Origin of the sequence: Amycolatopsis sp. Poz14, from assembly GCF_006704225.1 — a bacterium.
In the GTDB taxonomy this organism is placed as follows: Bacteria; Actinomycetota; Actinomycetes; order Mycobacteriales; family Pseudonocardiaceae; genus Amycolatopsis; species Amycolatopsis nivea.
Genome location: NZ_JACLHD010000001.1, coordinates 2,725,509 through 2,741,609 on the forward strand (window position 1 = coordinate 2,725,509; position 16,101 = coordinate 2,741,609).

Here is a 16,101-nt window from a genome sequence, read left to right on the forward strand (position 1 = left end):
GGTCAAGACCACCCCCAGTTCTGCGTGAAGCAGCCCGCCAGATAAAGATCCACGCGGTCGGCGAAGCGGCTCGGATCGCGTCCGGTGAGTTCGCCGATCCGGGTGATCCGGTATCGCAGGGTGTTCACGTGCAAGTGCAGAGTGGCCGACGTCTGTGTCCAAGATCCCGAATGTTCCAGGAACGCCTTGAGCGTCGTTATCAATTCGGAACCGTGTGCCGCGTCGTACGCGAGTACCGGTCCCAGTACTTTTTCGCCGAATGTCCGCCGCAGGTCCTCCGGCAGGGCGGCGAGCAGCAGCAGATGCGACGCAACTTCGTCGCCGGACAGCACCGTCGCGCGGCCCGGCGTCAGCGCGGCCAGCGTGCGCGCGTGCCGGGCTTCCTGCACCCCGGCGCGGAGCCCGGCGGCGTCCGCGGCCCGGCTGAGGCCGAGCGTCAGCCGCGCGGACCCGAGGGCGGGTTCGATCGTGTGCACCGCCTCCCGCAACGTTTCGGTGTCGCGCGAGGAGCAGAGGCCGAAGGTCTCCCCGTCGACGGTCGCCACCAGCACCGGCTGCCCAGTGGTCGAAAGCAGCTCCTCCACCAGCACCTGCGCGAGGCCCGGCCCGCCGCCGCGGACCTCGGCGGACAGCGTCGTCACCGGTTCCTGCGGCGCGAACCCGGCGGCGGACAGCCGGGAGGTCAGCTCGCCCGGCGCGGCGTCGTCGGAGAGCACCAGCCGGAGCAGCGGTTCGGCCGCGCGGTTCTCGATCCGCCTGGCCTCGTCCACCCGGGACCGTTCGAGCCCGACCAGCGCCGCCAGTTCCAGCGCCAGCTCCCGGCGCGCGGACGGCCACTGCGCCGGATCGCCGTCCACCACGAGGAACCAGCTCGCGATCCGGTGGCCCGAGCGTCCGGCCGCGCCGAGCAGGGTGACCGGACCGTCCTGGCACGGCAGCCGTTCGGCGCGCAGGAAGCGGCGGGCCAGCGCGGTGCGGCGCGCGGCGGGCAGTTCGGGGCCGCCCGCCAGCTGCTGCCCGGTCGCGCTGAGCACGAGACAGCCGGTGCCCAGCTCCTCCGCACCGGCCTTGACCAGCGCGGACAGCCCGTGGCCGGAGGTCACCGCGGCCACCAGCCGCCGGTGCGAATCGCGAGCAGGCGCCGAGCGCTCCGCCGCGAGGCCCAGGATCACCCGCTCGGCCACGGTCGCGAACGAAACCGACACCGGCACCTCGAACAACGGCAGGCCGACGCGCTCGCAGGCGGCCACGAGATAGTCCGGCACCGGGCCGCCGACCTCGGCGGTGCCCGCCCCGAGCGCGGTTACCCCCGCGGCGGCGAGTTTGCCGACGAACACGTCCGCGTCTGCGGGACCGGGCAGCCAGCGCATGCCGCACAGCACGATCTCGCCGCCGTCGAGGTACCGCGTCGGATCCTGCAGGGTCGCCTGGAAGACGCGGCCGAACTCGCGGTCGCGCGCCTTCTCGCCCGCCAGCAGCCGCAACCCCAGCTCCGGGGTGTCGAGCAGTGCACCCAGCCGCATGCGCGCCTCCTTCCGCCCATCAGTACCGCACACCAGAGGGGTTTGGCGGAAGCTACGAAAAACCGGCCGTTCGCCGTCGCCGCTTTCGGTGGATCTGCCGTGGCCCGGGCCACGCCGCGGCAGGTGTACTCACTCGGCGAGCGAACGAGAAGGGATGACCAATGGCGATCGTTCTTGGCGACAACCGCTACGGGAAGGCTGAAAACCGGCTGGTCCGCGTCGACCGCGAAGGCGACGAGCACCGGATCACCGACCTCACCGTGAGCGTGTCGCTGTCGGGCGACATGAGCGACACCCACCTGACCGGGGCCAACGACAAGGTGCTGGCCACCGACACGCAGAAGAACACCGTCTTCGCCTTCGCCCGCGACGGCATCGGCGAGATCGAGGACTTCGCGCTGCGGCTGGCCCGGCATTTCGTGTCCACGCAGGAGAGCATCCACGCCGCCCGGGTCGGGATCGTGGCTCACCCGTGGGAGCGGCTGCAGGTCGGCGGACGGCCGGCGCATCACTCGTTCGCCCGGTCCGGGGCGGGCACCCGCACCACGCGCGTCACCTACGACGGCGAGCGGGCCTGGGTGCTCGGCGGGGTCGAGGACCTGACCGTGCTCAACTCCACCGGATCCGAATTCTGGGGCTTCCCGCGCGACGAATACACCACGCTGGTCGAGGTCAAGGACCGGATCCTGGCCACCGCGGTGTCCGCGACCTGGCGGTACTCGGTCGAGGAGACCGACTGGACGCACGCGCACGAGACCGCGCTCGCCACCCTGCTCGACGCGTTCGGCGGCACGCACAGCCAGTCCCTGCAGCAGACGCTGTACGCGATGGGGCAGGCGGTGCTGGAGGCCGTCCCGGAGATCGCGGAGATCCGGTTCTCGCTGCCGAACAAGCACCACTTCCTCGTCGACCTCGAGCCGTTCGGCCTCGACAACCCCGGCGAGGTGTTCTACGCCGCCGACCGGCCCTACGGCCTGATCGAGGGCACCGTCCTGCGCGACGACGCCCCGCCCGCCGGTCCGGCCTGGTCCTGAGCAAACCCGAAACCCGAGCTGTTGGGAGCAGTACTGTCATGACCGTGTCCATCGATGCCGACGTCGAACGCGCCTGGCTCGCCGAATGCGTGCGGATCGCCGAGAAGAACGTCGCCGACGGCGGCGGCCCGTTCGGCGCGCTCGTGGTGAAGGACGGCGAAATCGTCGCGACCGGCGTCAACCGCGTCACCCCGTCGCTCGACCCGACCGCGCACGCCGAGGTGGTCGCGATCCGCGCGGCCTGCCAGGCGCTCGGCACGTTCAGCCTCGCCGGCTGCGTGCTCGTCTCCTCGTGCGAGCCGTGCCCGATGTGCCTCGCCTCGTCGCTGTGGGCGCGCGTGGACCGCGTGCTGTACACCGCCGACCGCGACGACGCCGCCCGCGCCGGGTTCGACGACCGGGCTTTCTACGAGCTGTTCGAGAATCCGCGCGAAACGTGGCAGACCCCGGTTTCGCGAGTGTCCACTCCGGAGGCTTTCGCCCCGTTCTCCGCCTGGCTCAACCGGTCCGACCGGATCGAGTACTGAGCCTCGGCGAGTGCTGATGCCGGTCAGAATCGGCTTCAGCGTTCCCCGCCCCACCCCACCGGGCCACCCTCCCGGTGCTGACCGGAGCACCAGAAAAACGCAAACGTCCCGCCGTCCCGCCCCGTGCGTATGCCAGGGGTGCGGTGCGGCACACCCACCGGCAAGGGGAGGACGCATGACCCAGGTACGCCTCGACGAAGCGGTGACCTCGGCTCCCGGACCACAGCGCAAGTCCATTGTGGAGCGACTATTCGAAATACGCGCTCGCGACACCAGCGTAGGCCGGGAAGTACGCGGCGGCGTGACCACGTTCGTCGCGATGGCCTACATCGTTTTGCTCAACCCGCTCATCCTCGGCGCCTCCGCCGACATCACCGGCGCGAAACTCAGCGCCGCGCAAGTGACGACGGCGACCGCGCTGGCCGCCGCCGTGATGACTGTCCTCATGGGACTCGTCGGCAACGCGCCGCTCGCGCTCGCCGCCGGTCTCGGCATCAACGGCATCGTCGCGTTCCAGATGGCGCCTGCGATGACGTGGGCGCAGGCGTTCGGGCTGGTAGTGCTCGAAGGCGTCTGCATTGTGCTGATGGCGGTCAGCGGGGTCCGGGAACGCATCATGAACGCGATTCCCGGGCCGCTGAAAACCGCGATCACCGTCGGCATCGGCTTGTACATCGCGCTGGTCGGTCTGGTGAGCGCCGGGTTCGTCACGCGGACCCCGGACGCGGCGCATTCGACCGTCCCGGTGCGGCTCGGGCTCGACGGGCATCTCGACGGCTGGCCGATCGCGGTGTTCTGCTTCGGCCTGCTGCTGATGACCGTGCTGATGTCGCGGAAGGTGCCCGGCGCGGTGCTGATCAGCATCGCCGCCGCCACCGTGCTCGCGGTGGTGCTGCACGACGGATTCGGGGTCGGCGAATGGGGTTTGACGACTCCGACGCTGCCGCATTCCGTGGTCGCCGCTCCCGATTTCGGACTGCTAGGGCACGTCGATTTGTTCGGCGGATTCGCCAAGGCGGGTGCGCTGACCGCGACGATCTTCCTGTTCACCCTGGTGCTGTCCGGGTTCTTCGACGCGATGGGCACGATTACCAGCGTGTCGGCCGAGGCCGGGCTGTCGAAGAACGGCCGGGTGCCGCGGATGGGCCGGATCCTGTTCGTGGACGGGGCCGGGGCGATCGCGGGCGGGATGTCCGGCTCGTCGCCGAACACCGTGTTCCTGGAGTCCGCGGCCGGCGTCGGGGAGGGCGCGCGGACCGGGCTGGCGAGTGTCGTGACCGGACTGCTGTTCGGGGCGACGCTGCTGTTCACGCCGATCGCGGGCATCGTGCCGGCGCAGGCCGCCGCGCCCGCGCTCGTGGTGATCGGCGGGATGATGGTGGCGCAGTGCCGCAACATCCCGTGGCACGACCCGGATTACACGATCCCGGTGTTCCTGACCGTGGCGCTCATTCCGTTCACCTACTCCATCACCAACGGCGTCGGCGCGGGCCTCATCGCGTTCGTGCTGATCAAGACCTTCCGCGGGAAGTGGCGTGAAGCAGGGTGGATCCTCACCATGCTCGCGCTCGTGTTCACCGTCTATTTCGGAATCGACGTGGTGAAGGCGATCCTCTAACGAGAAAGGGACCACCATGCCTCTGATGTTCCTCAACGGCGGCGCGATGCGCGGCGAACCTCTGCACCATCTGCTCGACGGCGCTCCGCTGGTGGCCGAAACGACCACGGCCGCGAAGTACCGGTTCTATTCGGTAGGCGGGCAATGCCCGGCGCTGGTCCCGGTAGCGCACGGCGGCGCGGCGATCTCCGGCGAGGTGTACGACCTCACGCTGGACCAGCTGCGCGACCGCGTGCTCCCGTCCGAACCGCCGGAACTGGAGCTGGGCGTGATCGAACTGGCCGACGGCAGTTCGGCGTTCGCGATGCTGCTGCGGCGGCCGCAGACCTCGCACGTGCAGCTGCGGGACATCACGGAAATCGGCGACTGGCGAGCGTTCAAGGCCGCGGCGTGACGGTTCTGGTCGCCCCGGACAAGTTCAAGGGCTCGCTCACCGCGGCGGAGGTCGCGGAGGTGGTGGCCGCGGCGTTCGCCGAGGTCGCGCCGGGCGAGCCGGTGCGGCAGCTGCCGGTGGCGGACGGCGGCGACGGGACAGTCGCCGCCGCTGTCGCCGCCGGGTTCCAGCGGATTCCGGTGCGGGTTTCCGGGCCGACCGGCCGCCGGATCACCGCGTACTACGCGCTGCGCGGGACGGTCGCCGTGGTCGAGCTGGCGGAAGCGTCCGGCCTCCACCGGCTGCCCGGCGGCCGGCTGGAACCGCTGACCGCGTCGAGCTACGGCACGGGCGAGCTGATCGCGGCCGCCCGTGCCGCCGGGGCGACGCAGATCGTGCTCGGGGTCGGCGGCAGTGCCTGCACCGATGGCGGAGCCGGATTGCTGACCGCGTTGGGCGCGCGATTGCTCGACGCTTCCGGCACGCCGCTTCCGCCGGGCGGCGCCGCGTTGACCGAGTTGTCCACAGTGGATCTGTCCGGACTGCCCGAAGTGGACATTGTTCTGGCGTCCGATGTGGATAACCCGTTGCTGGGTGTGGATGGCGCCGCCGCGGTGTACGGGCCGCAGAAGGGCGCCGGTCCGTCCGAGATCGCGGTGCTGGAACGCGGACTCGCTCGATGGGCCGAAGTTGTGGGCTCCGCGCACGCCACCACCCCGGGCGCTGGCGCGGCAGGCGGCGTCGGGTTCGGTGTGCTCACCGGACTCGGCGCTCGCATTCGGCCCGGGATCGAGTTGCTGTTGGAGCTGCTGGGTTTCCCGGCCGCGGCCCGCGACGCCCGGCTCGTCATCACCGGCGAGGGCTCGCTGGATACCCAGTCGCTGCACGGAAAAGCGCCGGTGGGCGTTCTCCGTGCAGCGGGCGGCACGCCGGTTGTCGCGTTGGCCGGGCGATGTCTGCTGTCCGCGCCGGAATGGCGGGAAGCGGGCTTCGCCGGGGTGTACGCGCTGACCGACGTGGAGCCGGACGAGTACCGGTGCGTCGCCGAGGCCCGGTCGTTGCTGCGGGACCGGGCGGCGCAGCTGGCTCGGGATTTCAGCCGAGCAATACCTGCCTGACGTGGTCGGACAGGGGGAGTCCGGCCGCGTCCGCGGGGGTCAGCCAGCGGTGGTCGTCGTGTTCGGCCGGGTTGAGCTGAAGGTCGCCGAGGAATTCCGGATGCGCGTCGTAGTAGGCGGCGTGCACGGTGAACGGTTTGCCGGTGCGGTCCGGCCAGGATTGGCGGGCCCGTTCGCGCGCGAGCCGTATTCGCAGTCCGGTTTCCTCGGCGACTTCCCGTACCGCGGTGGCCTCCGGGGCTTCGCCGGGCTCGACGGTGCCGCCCGGGAATTCCCAGTGCCCGCCGAGGAAAGTGCCTGGGGCGCGGCGGATCAGGAGCACGGTTTCGCCGCGGGGGAGCAGGACGTAGGCGAGATGTTTGTCGTTCACGGCGCACCTCCGTTGGATACGAGGACCTGACCGTTCACCCAGCCGCCTTCCGGGCCGCAGAGGAACGCGACGAGACTCGCGCAGTCGCGTGGGGTGCCGATCCGGCCCAGGGGATTGTGTTGTGCGAACGCTTCGCGGTGGGCTTCGGGGATCCAGCCGGTGTCGGTCGGGCCGGGGTTCACCGCGTTCGCTGTGATGCCGAGATGGCCGAGTTCCCCAGCCGCGGCGAGAGTGATCCGGTCGAGCGCGCCTTTGCTTGCCCCGTACGGCAGGTTGTGCACCACGTGGTCGCTGGTCAGCGTGACGATCCGGCCCGCGCCGTGCGGTCCGCGGTAGCGTTGGGCGAACTCCCGGATCAGCAGCCAGCTCGCGCGGGCGTTCACCGCGAAGTGCCGGTCGAAACTGTCCACTGTGGTGTCGAGCAGGCTGGAATCCACGGACTCGCAGTGGGCTAGCACCAGAGCTTGGACGTCGTCGTCGATCTGGTCGAACAGCCTCGCCGGGGTTTCCGGGTCGGCTAGGTCGGCTTCGATGCCCTGGACGGTTTCGTCGGCGCCCCATGGCATTCGGCGGTCGTAGTCGGACCAGTAGGTGGTGACGACATGCCAGCTGTCTTCCTGCAGCCGGGTCGCGATCGCGGCGCCTATTCCGGCTTTCCTGCCGACTCCGGTGACCAGGGCGGTTTTCTTATTCTTCAATGGCGCCGTCTTTCGCGCGGAGGTGCTGGCGGAAAGTGTAGGACGGGTCGGTTTCCCGGCGGGACAGGAATTCGCTGAACCGGACCTGTTCGCGGAGGGGGACGCCGTCGCGGATCTTCGCGGCTTGCCGGTGTTCGGTTTCGCGGATGGATTCGGCCAGCCGGAAGACCTCTTCGGCTTGGGCGGCTGGGACGAAGAGAACGCCGTCGTCGTCGCCGAAGACCAGGTCGTCGTTGGTCACGGTCCATTCGCCGACAGTGGCGGATTCGAGGGCGTTCGCGGCGCGGTCGTTGAGGTGCAGGGGTCCGGTGGAGAGGGAGCCGAGACTGAATACCGGGAGGCCGATTTCGCGGAGTTCGGCGGTGTCGCGGTGCAGCCCCCAGATGACGATCCCGCTGAGTCCGGCCGCCGCGACTTCGGCGGTGATGAGATCGCCGACGCAGCTCTCGTCCAGCCGGCCCCGGTTGTCGGCCACCAGGACGTCGCCGGGGCTGGCGGCGGTGATCGCTTCCAGGAAGACGTCGACGCTGCCCGCGTGCCTGGCTGGCAGGACTCGCCCGGAGAGCTTCTGGCCTGGGATAACGGACCTGGTCCCGGCTGGGGCGCACCGCACGGTCAGGCGGGCTCGCAAGCAGCCGTCGGCCAGGTGGGCGGTGGTCAGGGTGGCGAAACGTTCGGTGAGTTCGGTGTGGTTCATGCTCCCGCCCTTCGTGCGAATTGCTTTCACGCTAGCGGGAATCCGCGCTGCGGGGTGCCGGGTTTTCGGCGCTGGCTTGGCGGAGCGGGGAGCCGGGCAGATCAGCTGAGCGCAGGAGTCTCGGTCGCCAGCTCCTCCTGGTCGGCCGCCCACGACGCCAAGAGGGCCAGGCCGTCCGCGGCGGCCGTGCCGGCGGGAGCGGTGTAGATGTTGAGGAGCAGGCCGGGGTCGGTGGGCAGGTCCATCGATTCGACGTCGAGGTCGAGCCGGCCCACGACGGGATGGTGCAGGCGTTTGCGTCCGGACCGGTGGAGCCGGACGTCCTGGGAGGCCCACCGCTGCCGGAACAGTTCGCTGCGTGTCGATAGTTCTCCGACCAGGGCGATCAGCTCGTCGTCGTGCGGGTTGCGGCCCGCTTCCATGCGCAGTTTCGCGGCCACGTCACGGGCGACCCGGTCGTAGTCGACGAAGAACGTGCTCGCCGCGTCGGGATCCAGGTACACGAACCGCGCGGTGTTCGCCGGTCGTCGCGGGTCGGCCAGCACCGGCGCATACAGCGCGCGGGCAAGGCGATTCGTGGCGAGGACGTCGTAGCGGCCGTTGCAGATCCACGCCGGGGCGTCGGTGACGGCGGCGAGCACTTGCTGAAGCGCCGGACGCACCGTCACGGCTGGCCGCCGACGGCGGGCACCGCCCGGTGTCTTGGACTGCCGCGCGAGGTGGAACAGGTGGTCGCGCTCGGCCTCGTCGAGCTGCAGGGCCGAGGACACCGCGTCGAGCACGCCGTCGGAGGCCCCGGCGAGGCTGCCGCGCTCCATGCGCACGTAGTAGTCGACCGAGACCCCGGCCAGCAGCGCGACCTCTTCGCGGCGCAGGCCTTTGACCCGGCGGTTGCCGCCGTAGGCGGGCAGCCCGGCCCGCTCAGGTGTGATGCGCGCACGACGCGAGCTCAGAAACTCCTTGATCTCGCTGCGCAGATCGATCATGGCCACCCTTTCACGGTAAGCCCTGCCCGCAGCCGAAGGGAGGCCCTGCCAGTACCCCGTTAGGTGCCCGAGGCGGTGGTGGCGGTGCCGCCGTCGACCGGGACGATGGCGCCGGTCAGATAGGACCCGGCTCGGCTGGCGAGGAACACGGCGACGCCTGCCATGTCGTCGTCGCGGCCGAGCCGGCGCAGCGGTGCTTTCGCCGCGATCGTGTCGCCGATGGCGTCGATGGTGGCCGCCATCATCTGTGACGGGAACACGCCGGGGGCTACCGCGTTCACCGTGATGTGTTGTGGTCCCAGTTCCCTGGCGAGCACCCTGGTGAGTTGGTGGAGTGCTGCTTTGCTGCTGGCGTAGGAGTAGTTGGGCGCCTCGGCGACGTGGATGGCGGCGATGCTGCCGATGTTGATGATCCGGGCGGGATCGTCGGCGGCGCCTGCCTTGCGCAGTGCCGGGAGCAGGGCCTGGACCAGCCAGAACGGCGATTTGAGGTTGAGGTCGAGGACGGCGTCCCAGGCTTCGGTCGGGAATGTCTCCAGCGGCTCGCGTCGCATCGCTCCCGCGTTGTTGACGAGGATGTCCAGGCGGTCCGAGCCGGCGGTGACCAGGTCGGCGAGGCGCTGGCACTCGTTGTGCTTGGACAGGTCGGCGGGAATGGCTTGGACGTCGCCGAATTCGGACAGTTGGCGCTCTGCCTCGGCGCATGCGTCTGCTGTGCGTGAGCTGACAATGACGCGAGCGCCTGCTTGCAGGAGGCCGCGCGCGATCATCATCCCGATGCCTCTGGTGCCGCCAGTGACGAGTGCGCATTTCCCGCTCAGGTCGAACAGGTCTGAGTGAGTGTCCGCCATGGGTCTTCGTTCCTTTGCTGGGGAAGCAGGTACGGACACAGGCTGACGGGATTTCTGGACGTCCGGGAGACCCTGGCGAGACCGGCACTGCGAGACCTCCCCTTGCCTGGCACCGGACATTCCGAATGATCCGGACATGGCTTGAGAGTGTTCATTTCCGGCGAATCGGGCAGTCATTACCACACGCTTTGGCGGCTATGTCCGGCTTCTTCCGTTCTTTGGTTGAAGTCCTGGTGAATTCCCGGGTAGGCGACGTTCTCGGCCAGGGTTTCTTCACTTTCCGCACGCATAATTCCGTCCCGGTAGCCCGAACGTGTGAGTGGAGGAAAGAGTGCCGGGGTCTGTGCGTGCCCGCTGGATCGGCGGTGGGGTCGCGATCGCGGTCGTCGCGGCGGGGATCGCGTTCGCGGTCTGGCCCGACGGGGCTTCGGCGCAGGATCCGGAGATCCAGATCTCCCGGTCGGCCTGCGGGCAGGGCTGGGCGGATCCGCGAGCAGGGGTGCAGACCTTTCGCCTGCACAACACCGGAACCGTGACCGCCGAGGTCGATTTGATCGACCCGGCGACCGGGGTGGTCTACGGCGAGGTCGAGGGATTGGGCAGCGGGACGACCCGGCCGATGCAGGTCACGCTCGGCAATGGAGGTTACGCATTCCGTTGTCTCCCCGAGGATTCGTCGGCGATTGTCGGACCGACCGTCACGGTGAGCGGCGGTGCGGAACGCGGTCCGGGCGTCGCGCCGGTGACGCAGAACGATCTGCTCGGACCGTTGAAGTCCTATCAAGCCCATGTGACGCAAGGACTTGGCCAGTTGGCCGCCGACGTCGGCAAGGTGAAGGACGCCATTCGCGCCAACGATCGCGGCGCGAGTCAGAGCGCTTGGCTTGTCGCGCATCTCGACTACGAACGGCTTGGCGCGGCCTATAACGCCTTCGGCGACTCCGACAAGGCCATCAACGGCACCGCCGCCGGGCTGCCCGACGGAATCAAGAGCCCGGACTTCACCGGGTTCCACCGGCTCGAATCCGGCTTGTGGCACAACGAAGACCTCGCCGCCCTCGCGCCGGTGGCCGACCAGCTGGACAGCGACGTGCAGAAACTTCGCAAGTCCTTTGCGGACAGTCAGGTCGATCCGAACGACCTCGGTCTGCGCGCGCACGAGATCGTGGAGAACACCCTGCAATTCGAACTGACCGCCCGCACCGATTACGGCAGCGGCACCAACCTCGCCACCGCTCGCGCGAACCTCGACGGGACCCAGGCGGTCCTCGATGTGCTGCGTCCGGTTCTCGCTCCGCGTTATCCGGGACTGTCCAAGGTGGACAGCTGGATGAAGCGCACCAAGGCCACGCTCGACAGTGCCAAGAAGCCGGACAGCTCGTGGACGCCGGTCGGTCAGCTGTCCGCGCTGCAGCGGCAGAAGCTCAATGCCGACGTCAGCGAGTTGACCGAGTTGCTCGCGCCGATCGCCGCGATCGCGGAGCCGAGGAGGATCTCGTGACGACGGAGTCCTCTCGCCGGTCCTTCCTGCGTCGTACGGTCGTCGGCGCGGGGATTACCGCGGCTGCCGGAATGGGGGTGGCGGCCAGCGCGAGCGAAGAACCCAAAACCGTTCCCTTCCACGGTCCCAGGCAGGCGGCGATTCTCCGCCAGCCGCCGGCGCAGAGCGTGATCGCGTCCTTCGACGTGGTCGCCGAGAATCGTGCCGAGTTGACGCACTTGTTCCAGGAAATCACCGACCGCGCGCGGTTTCTCACGAACGGCGGTGCTCCGGCCGCGCTCGGGATCACCGCTCCGCCCGCCGACTCGGGGGTGCTCGGCCCGGTCGTGCCGCAGAGCGATCTTGGCGTGATCGTCGGCGTCGGATCGTCCCTTTTCGACGGTCGGTACGGGTTGGCCGAACGCAAGCCCAAGAAGCTCAAGCCGATGACCATGTTCCCCAACGACGCGCTCGACGCCCCGCAATGCCATGGCGACCTGTCGCTCACGCTGTCCGCGAGCGACACCGACACCGTGCTGCACGCGTTGCGCGACCTGACCCGCGCGACGCGTGGCGGGATGCAGCTGCGCTGGAAGATCAACGGCTTCAGTTCGCCGTCAAGGCCGTCCGGCACGCCGCGCAATCTGATGGGGTTCAAGGACGGCACCGCGAATCCGGGCGAGTCCGAAATGGACCGGCTGGTGTGGGTGTCCGGGGCGGGCGAGCCCGCGTGGACGACCGGCGGCAGTTACCAGGTGATCCGGCTGATCCGGATGCTGGTCGAGTTCTGGGACCGGGTCTCGATCACCGAGCAGGAGAACATGTTCGGCCGCCGCCGGGACACCGGCGCGCCGCTGGACGGAGCGTCCGAACAGGACGAACCCCGGTACGCCGACGATCCGATCGGCACCGTCATCCCGCTCACCAGCCACATCCGCAAGGCGAATCCGCGCACCCCGCAGACCGACGGACAGCGGATCCTGCGCCGCGCGGTCAACTACGACCGCGGGGTCGACGCCAACGGCAACCTCGACATGGGTCTCGTCTTCACCTGCTACCAGCAGGACCTCGAGCGCCAGTTCGAGGCGGTGCAGAAACGGCTGATCGACGAACCGCTCGTCGACTACATCTCCCCGTTCGGCGGCGGCTACTTCTTCGCGCTGCCCGGCGTCACCGGTCCCGGCGACCACTTCGGCCGGGCGCTCCTCGCCTGAGGCGCGCCCCGATCCCCACCCCGCGAAACCAGGAGGAATCCTCAGTGGACACAGCATTCGGCAGGCGGCGCCGTCGCCTGCTCGGTGCGGGCGCGCTCGTCTCGGCGGCCGTGCTCGCGATCGTCACCGGGTCCGCGGCGTCGTCCGCGCAGGCCCAGCCGCTGCACCCGCTGCCGGCGTCGTGGCTGCCCACGCTCACCCCGATCAAGCACGTCGTGGTGATCTTCGGCGAGAACATCTCGTTCGACCACTACTTCGGCACCTACCCGAAGGCCGCCAACGAGAACGGCACCCCGTTCCAGGCCGCGAAGAACACGCCGAAGGTCAACGGCCTCGACGACAAGCTGCTGACGCGGAACCCGAACGCCTACAACCCGAAGCGGCTCGGGCCGGACCAGGCGCTCACCTGCGACCAGAACCACAGCTACGGCGCCGAGCAGGCCGCGTTCAACGGCGGCAAGATGGACAAGTTCGTCGAGAAGACCGAGACCGACAAGTGCACCGGCCAGCCGGTCCTGTTCGGCGAGCCGGGCCTGGTCATGGACTACTACGACGGCAACACCGTCACCGGCATGTGGAACTACGCGCAGCACTACTCGATGAGCGACAACTCGTTCAACACCGTCTTCGGCCCGTCCACCCCGGGCGCGATCAACCTGATCTCCGGGCAGACGCACGGGATCCAGGCGGTCGACCCGGTCACGCACGAGCCGAAGAGCGACCCGTACGTCGTCGCGTCGCCGGACCAGGACGGCGTCGGCACCGTGATCAACGACCCGGACCCGGCGTGGGACGACTGTTCGGACAAGAACCACACCGCGAAGGACAACCTGGGCGCGATGCAGGGCCGCAACGTCGGCGACCTGCTGAACGACCGGCACGTCACGTGGGGCTGGTTCCAGGGCGGCTTCAAGCCGACCGGCACTCAGAACGGCTACGCGGTCTGCGGGCAGAAGCACGCGAACGTCGGCAATCAGTCCTCCGTGGACTACAGCCCGCACCACCAGCCGTTCCAGTACTACAAGTCCACTTCGAACCCGCACCACCTGCCGCCGTCCTCGGTGCAGGCGATCGGGCAGACCGACCAGGCCAACCACCAGTACGACACGAGCGATTTCGACGCCGCGCTCAAGGCCGGTTCGATGCCCGCGGTGAGCTTCCTGAAGGCGCCGGAGTACCAGGACGGGCACGCGGGCTATTCCGACCCGCTCGACGAACAGCATTTCGTCGTGGACGAGATCAACAAGATCCAGCAGTCGCCGGAGTGGCGTTCGACCGCGATCGTGCTCGCCTACGACGACTCCGACGGCTGGTACGACCACGAGAACCCGAAGATCGTCAACGGTTCGCAGGACGCGTCGCAGGACCAGGCCGTGTGCACCGGTAAGCCGGCCGGGCTCGGCGGGCACGCCGACCGTTGCGGCTACGGCCCGCGGCTGCCGCTGCTGGTCGTCTCGCCCTACAGCAAGGTGAACTATGTCGACCACACCCGGACCGACCAGACCTCGGTGCTGAAGTTCATCGAGGACAACTGGTTCTCCGGCCGGGTCGGCAACGGCTCGTTCGACACTCGCGCGGGCGGACTCTGGAACATGTTCAACTTCTGGTGGCCGCAGGCGGGCAAGCTTCCGCTCGACCCGCGCACGGGTGCGCCCGCCGGGCGGAACTAGCTCGCGTTTTCTCCTCGCACCGCCGAAGGCCATCGGGTTTCGACCCGGTGGCCTTCGGTCGTTTCGGGCCCGCTCTTCCGTCCGCTCAGCGGGAAACCGCGTGCGAATACCGTGATACTGGAAATTTTCCAGTGCGCCGGAACTGTGCGCGGCGTCGCGGATTGGGTACCGAAGGTGTTCGGGAACCGGCCGGGAAAGCACGGGCGGCGGAACCGGAATGGAGTCGCGCTGCGCGTACCGTCACTCGACACGATAGGGTAATCGCAGGCACATCCTGTAGAAGGTGAAGGAACGCGAATCATGGCGCAAAAAGTCCATGTCGAGATGGTGGACGACATCGACGGCAGCATCGCCGAACAGACCGTCCCGTTCAGTCTTGACGGCGTGAGCTACGAGATCGACCTGTCCGAAGACAACGCTGCCGCACTTCGGGAAGAGCTGGCCCGCTACGTCGCCGCCTCGCGCCGGGTCGGCGGCCGCAAGGTCCGGATGGCCGCCGGGCAGTCCCCGCGGCCGGCTTCGACCGCCGCGGACCGCGAGCGCAACAAGGCGATGCGCGAGTGGGCCGAGAACAACGGTTTCACCGTGTCCGACCGGGGCCGGCTCCCGGCGGAGATCGTGAAGGCGTACGAGGAGCGCGACACCGAGGCTCCGGCCAAGCCGGCTCGCAAGCGCGCGACGCGCAAGAAGGCCAGCGCCTGAGCGTTCTTTTCGGCAGCTGTGCCGCGGGGGCCGCGGCAGTTGATCAGCGGTGAGGGCGCCGCCGGGAATCCCGGCGGCGCCCTTCTGGCTGCCAGGGGGAAATAGCGCGTTCCCCCGGCCTCGACGCGATACCACTTCGGGAACGGAGCCGGTGCCGGGAAAGAGCCGCGTCGACCGCTTCGGGGAATCGATTTCCCGGCGTTAAGACTTGCCGAGTCCGAGCAGCGTGTCCAGATCGATCTTGCCGCCCGCGGCGTCGCGGATCGCGCGCATCGCTTCGGCCGACGGGAGCTGTTCCCCGTGCTGGTCGGCGTGCGCGCGCAGCAGATTCCCGATGTGCCGTTCCGGGACTGTCCACGTGGGCCAGCGGCGGCGGGCGATCGTGGCGAGTTCGGCGAAGTCCGGCGTGCCCGCGCTGGCGGTCGCGTCGAGCAGCCAATGCAGATACGTGCGCAGCACCGCGACCGGGAAACTGCCCGGATGGCTGAGCCCGCCGTGCCCGGGCACGAAGGTGCGGACGTCCGGGAACATTTTGTCGAGCCAGTCCAATGCGGTCAGCCAGCCCGGGACCGAACCGTGCACGGCGAACGGCGTCGACCCGACCGACAGCAGGTCGCCGGTGAAGAGCGTGCCGGTGCGCGGTTCGAACAGCACGAGGTCGCCGTCGGTGTGCGCGGTCCCAGGAAATGGGACGACCTCCACGACGACGCCGCCGAGGTCCACCTCGACCGGTTCGATCACCGCGTGCACCGCCTCGGGCCGCGGCGCCTCGAGCTTGCCCCAGTTCGCGCAGGCGAAGATCTCCTCGTCGCACTGCGGTCCGGACCGGATGATCGGCACCGCGGTGGGCGCGGCGAGGATCCGGCCGCCGTTGCGCAGCGCGACCCCGGCCCCGTTGTGGTGGGTGCCGTGCGCGTGGGTCAGCACGAGCGTGAGCGGCATTTCGACGGTCGAGTACTTGCGGACGTCGCTGACCAGGTCGAGCGTGTCGCGTTCGGTGCCGCAGGTGTCGACGAGCAGAACGCCTTCCCGGCCCCGGATCCAGCCGCAATTGGACACCATCCAGTCGCTCGGGCTGCGCACGTAAGCGACGACGCTCGGGTCGGAATACCGGAGCGGGACGATATTGCGCCTGATGACGGGCATGGGATCCCCTCGTTGGCCACCGGACGGGAAATGATCACCGGAATGGTATAGACCAAGTCACCTGCTGTCAGCGGGGTGGAGACCACGCTCACGC

16 protein-coding genes are annotated in these 16,101 nt (G+C 69.1%); 9 read left to right on the forward strand and 7 right to left on the reverse strand.

Annotated elements, in window-relative coordinates; all coding sequences use genetic code 11:
• Window positions 1-2: 2 nt before the first annotated feature.
• Complete coding sequence (locus FKO37_RS13515; protein WP_134729871.1) at window positions 3-1,523, reverse strand: PucR family transcriptional regulator; 1,521 nt, start codon at window positions 1,521-1,523, stop codon at window positions 3-5.
• 161 nt (window positions 1,524-1,684) lie between these two features.
• Between FKO37_RS13515 and pucL the strand changes: the two genes are divergently transcribed.
• The 5 genes from pucL (at window position 1,685) to FKO37_RS13540 (ending at window position 6,193) form a co-directional block, all read left to right on the forward strand.
• Window positions 1,685-2,557 carry a factor-independent urate hydroxylase gene (pucL, locus tag FKO37_RS13520; protein WP_037815161.1) on the forward strand — a complete coding sequence of 291 codons (873 nt, stop codon included), beginning with the start codon at window positions 1,685-1,687 and terminating at the stop codon, window positions 2,555-2,557.
• 38 nt (window positions 2,558-2,595) lie between these two features.
• A complete protein-coding gene (locus FKO37_RS13525) occupies window positions 2,596-3,084 on the forward strand; it encodes a nucleoside deaminase (RefSeq protein WP_037815160.1) in 489 nt (162 codons plus the stop codon).
• 175 nt (window positions 3,085-3,259) lie between these two features.
• Entirely contained in the window at window positions 3,260-4,702 is a 1,443-nt protein-coding gene (locus tag FKO37_RS13530) for an NCS2 family permease (protein WP_238604537.1), read from the forward strand.
• A gap of 16 nt (window positions 4,703-4,718) precedes the next feature.
• Window positions 4,719-5,096, forward strand: a complete 378-nt coding sequence (locus FKO37_RS13535) for a gamma-glutamylcyclotransferase (protein WP_009082380.1) — start codon at window positions 4,719-4,721, stop codon at window positions 5,094-5,096.
• Entirely contained in the window at window positions 5,093-6,193 is a 1,101-nt protein-coding gene (locus FKO37_RS13540; RefSeq protein ID WP_238604538.1) for a glycerate kinase, read from the forward strand. Before FKO37_RS13535 ends, FKO37_RS13540 begins: the two co-directional genes overlap by 4 nt.
• Here the strand turns inward: FKO37_RS13540 and FKO37_RS13545 are convergent.
• From FKO37_RS13545 to FKO37_RS13565, 5 genes are all read right to left on the reverse strand, one after another.
• Window positions 6,171-6,563, reverse strand: coding sequence for an NUDIX hydrolase (locus tag FKO37_RS13545; protein WP_037815153.1), 393 nt, complete (start codon window positions 6,561-6,563; stop codon window positions 6,171-6,173). The genes FKO37_RS13540 and FKO37_RS13545 overlap by 23 nt on opposite strands.
• Complete coding sequence (locus FKO37_RS13550) at window positions 6,560-7,261, reverse strand: SDR family oxidoreductase (RefSeq protein ID WP_238604539.1); 702 nt, start codon at window positions 7,259-7,261, stop codon at window positions 6,560-6,562. The genes FKO37_RS13545 and FKO37_RS13550 overlap by 4 nt, the downstream gene beginning before the upstream one ends.
• On the reverse strand, window positions 7,251-7,958 hold the full coding sequence (locus FKO37_RS13555) for an RraA family protein (protein ID WP_238604540.1): 708 nt from the start codon (window positions 7,956-7,958) through the stop codon (window positions 7,251-7,253). Before FKO37_RS13555 ends, FKO37_RS13550 begins: the two co-directional genes overlap by 11 nt.
• A gap of 101 nt (window positions 7,959-8,059) precedes the next feature.
• Window positions 8,060-8,950 (reverse strand): helix-turn-helix domain-containing protein, encoded by an 891-nt coding sequence (locus FKO37_RS13560; protein ID WP_238604541.1) that lies wholly within the window; start codon window positions 8,948-8,950, stop codon window positions 8,060-8,062.
• 53 nt (window positions 8,951-9,003) lie between these two features.
• On the reverse strand, window positions 9,004-9,795 hold the full coding sequence (locus FKO37_RS13565; RefSeq protein ID WP_238604542.1) for an SDR family oxidoreductase: 792 nt from the start codon (window positions 9,793-9,795) through the stop codon (window positions 9,004-9,006).
• 331 nt (window positions 9,796-10,126) lie between these two features.
• Between FKO37_RS13565 and FKO37_RS13570 the strand changes: the two genes are divergently transcribed.
• The 4 genes from FKO37_RS13570 to FKO37_RS13585 all read left to right on the forward strand — a co-directional run bounded on the left by FKO37_RS13570 (window position 10,127) and on the right by FKO37_RS13585 (window position 14,861).
• Window positions 10,127-11,296, forward strand: coding sequence for an EfeM/EfeO family lipoprotein (locus FKO37_RS13570; RefSeq protein WP_238604543.1), 1,170 nt, complete (start codon window positions 10,127-10,129; stop codon window positions 11,294-11,296).
• On the forward strand, window positions 11,293-12,489 hold the full coding sequence (locus FKO37_RS13575) for a Dyp-type peroxidase (protein WP_134736118.1): 1,197 nt from the start codon (window positions 11,293-11,295) through the stop codon (window positions 12,487-12,489). Before FKO37_RS13570 ends, FKO37_RS13575 begins: the two co-directional genes overlap by 4 nt.
• Before the next feature lie 44 nt (window positions 12,490-12,533).
• The gene (locus FKO37_RS13580; protein ID WP_238604544.1) at window positions 12,534-14,159 is read left to right on the forward strand and encodes a phospholipase C; all 1,626 of its coding nucleotides are present in this window, start codon (window positions 12,534-12,536) and stop codon (window positions 14,157-14,159) included.
• A gap of 300 nt (window positions 14,160-14,459) precedes the next feature.
• The gene (locus tag FKO37_RS13585; RefSeq protein WP_037815144.1) at window positions 14,460-14,861 is read left to right on the forward strand and encodes an Lsr2 family protein; all 402 of its coding nucleotides are present in this window, start codon (window positions 14,460-14,462) and stop codon (window positions 14,859-14,861) included.
• 201 nt (window positions 14,862-15,062) lie between these two features.
• On the opposite strand, the gene FKO37_RS13590 is transcribed toward FKO37_RS13585, so the two are convergent.
• Window positions 15,063-16,007: an MBL fold metallo-hydrolase gene (locus FKO37_RS13590; RefSeq protein WP_134667438.1), complete on the reverse strand. Its 945-nt coding sequence runs from the start codon at window positions 16,005-16,007 to the stop codon at window positions 15,063-15,065.
• Window positions 16,008-16,101: the final 94 nt, after the last annotated feature.

Coding starts and splice junctions, on each gene's coding strand:
- FKO37_RS13515 (WP_134729871.1), bottom strand. CDS start 1,523: ATGCGGCTGGGTGCACTGCTCGACACCCCGGAGCTGGGGTTGCGGCTG.
- FKO37_RS13535 (WP_009082380.1), top strand. CDS start 4,719: ATGCCTCTGATGTTCCTCAACGGCGGCGCGATGCGCGGCGAACCTCTG.
- FKO37_RS13530 (WP_238604537.1), top strand. CDS start 3,260: ATGACCCAGGTACGCCTCGACGAAGCGGTGACCTCGGCTCCCGGACCA.
- FKO37_RS13525 (WP_037815160.1), top strand. CDS start 2,596: ATGACCGTGTCCATCGATGCCGACGTCGAACGCGCCTGGCTCGCCGAA.
- FKO37_RS13555 (WP_238604540.1), bottom strand. CDS start 7,958: ATGAACCACACCGAACTCACCGAACGTTTCGCCACCCTGACCACCGCC.
- FKO37_RS13585 (WP_037815144.1), top strand. CDS start 14,460: ATGGCGCAAAAAGTCCATGTCGAGATGGTGGACGACATCGACGGCAGC.
- FKO37_RS13590 (WP_134667438.1), bottom strand. CDS start 16,007: ATGCCCGTCATCAGGCGCAATATCGTCCCGCTCCGGTATTCCGACCCG.
- FKO37_RS13565 (WP_238604542.1), bottom strand. CDS start 9,795: ATGGCGGACACTCACTCAGACCTGTTCGACCTGAGCGGGAAATGCGCA.
- pucL (WP_037815161.1), top strand. CDS start 1,685: ATGGCGATCGTTCTTGGCGACAACCGCTACGGGAAGGCTGAAAACCGG.